This is a genomic window from Bacillus timonensis, from assembly GCF_000285535.1.
GTDB lineage: Bacteria > Bacillota > Bacilli > Bacillales > Bacillaceae_L > Ferdinandcohnia > Ferdinandcohnia timonensis.
Genome location: NZ_CAET01000087.1, coordinates 1 through 1,831, shown reverse-complemented (window position 1 = coordinate 1,831; position 1,831 = coordinate 1). Strand labels below are relative to the sequence as shown.

General features: G+C 35.2%; 1 protein-coding gene. It reads left to right on the top strand.

Annotation, left to right across the window (positions count from 1 at the left end; all coding sequences use genetic code 11):
• Positions 1 to 157: 157 nt before the first annotated feature.
• Entirely contained in the window at positions 158 to 1,726 is a 1,569-nt protein-coding gene (locus BTHG_RS23755; RefSeq protein WP_010280088.1) for an IS1182 family transposase, read from the top strand.
• The last annotated feature ends 105 nt before the right edge of the window (positions 1,727 to 1,831 follow it).

Sequence of the window (1,831 nt, the reverse complement as noted above, 5' to 3'; positions counted from 1 at the left end):
GAGGCTGGGACAAAACCCTCCTCTGAAATGAAAAAGCCTGTGAAATTTTACCGCGAGTAAAATTTCACAGGCTTTGATTATTTTTAAATAAAAAATAAGGACATTCTTTGTTAAAATTAAGTTACCACACAAAATCCAAACAGAAAGAAGTGTCCTTATGTTTAAAGATTATAACATGAATCAATTAATTTTGCCTTTAGATTTAGAAGTGAAATTACAAGAGAATGATATTGCCTTCCATGTACATCACTTAGTTGAAAGTATTCCACTTGAAGCACTCGAACCATTTCTTCGAAATGAGGGGTGCCCAGCTTATCATCCACGCATGATGTTAAAAATCATCTTATGTGCTTATTCGCAGTCTGTCTTTTCTGGCCGAAAAATCGAAGCTCTTTTAAAAGATAGTATCCGTATGATGTGGATTTCTCAAGGTTATGAACCAAGCTATCGCACCATTAATCGTTTCCGTGTTCAACCTGAAGTAATAGAACTGATTCGACAATGTTTCGTGCAATTCCGTTGCCAACTTGTACAAGAGAAATTAATTGATCAAGAAGCTATTTTCATTGATGGTACAAAAATAGAGGCGAATGCGAACAAATTTACATTCGTGTGGAAAAAGGCGGTTGAGAAATATCACAAGAGCTTAATTGAAAAATCAAATCAACTGTACAACGAGTTACTTGAAAAAGAAATTTTACCTGAAATTGAACGAGAAAGTAATGAACAATTAACTCTTGAAGAACTCGACCAAATGGTCGAAAAAGTAGATGAAGTCATTGGTGAATATGACCAAAAAATTGAAGCATCATCGAGCGTAGAAGAAAGAAAAGCATTAAGAAGTGAACGAAAGTATCCGAAGCAAGTGCGTAAGCAGTTGACTGATTATATTGTAAGGAAACAGAAATATCAACGAGACTTTGAAATCTTTGGCACACGTAATAGTTATTCAAAAACAGACCATGATGCAACATTCATGCGAATGAAAGATGATTATATGAAAAATGGTCAATTGAAAGCCGGTTATAATGTACAAATCGCAACAGAAGGTCAATACGCGCTTGCCTATAGTTTATTTTCAAATCCGACAGATACACGCACTTTAATTCCATTTCTAGATCAAATCGAGAAATTTTATTTCGAATTACCGAAACATATTGTGGCAGATGCAGGTTATGGAAGTGAACAAAATTATGATGATATCCTTTCTAAGCGTAAGCGAGAAGCTCTAATCACGTATAATATGTATTTGAAAGAACAAAAGAAAAAACATAAACAAAACGAGTTTAACCCAGACAACTGGCAGTATGATGAAGAAAAAGATACATACACTTGTCCAAATCACAGACGACTTCCATTTAATTATCAATCTGTGCGTAAAGATAAAACAGGCTTCAAACGGGAATTTAAAGTCTATGAATGTGAAGACTGTTCTGGTTGCCCATTCCGTTCATCATGTACAAAAGCTAAAGAAGGTAATAATCGAAAGTTAATGGTGAACGAGAAGTGGGAACATCAAAAAGAATATGTGAGAGCGAAGCTTTCAGAAGAGAAAACGAGTGCCATCTATCGAAAACGCAAAATCGATGTGGAACCAGTTTTTGGATTCTTGAAGGCCAATTTGCGTTTCACTCGATTTTCTGTTCGTGGAAAATCGAAGGTTGAGAACGAAATGGGTCTTGCATTAATGGCCGTAAATTTAAGAAAATTCACGGCCAACAGATAGGTTTGTGAAAGAATTTATAGCAAAAAATAGACAAAGGAGAATTTGAGTGAATTCAAATTCTCCTTTGTCACTATTTGAAGCTAGTTATGTCCCAGCCTCTTTTAC

Coding starts and splice junctions, on each gene's coding strand:
- BTHG_RS23755 (WP_010280088.1), top strand. CDS start 158: ATGTTTAAAGATTATAACATGAATCAATTAATTTTGCCTTTAGATTTA.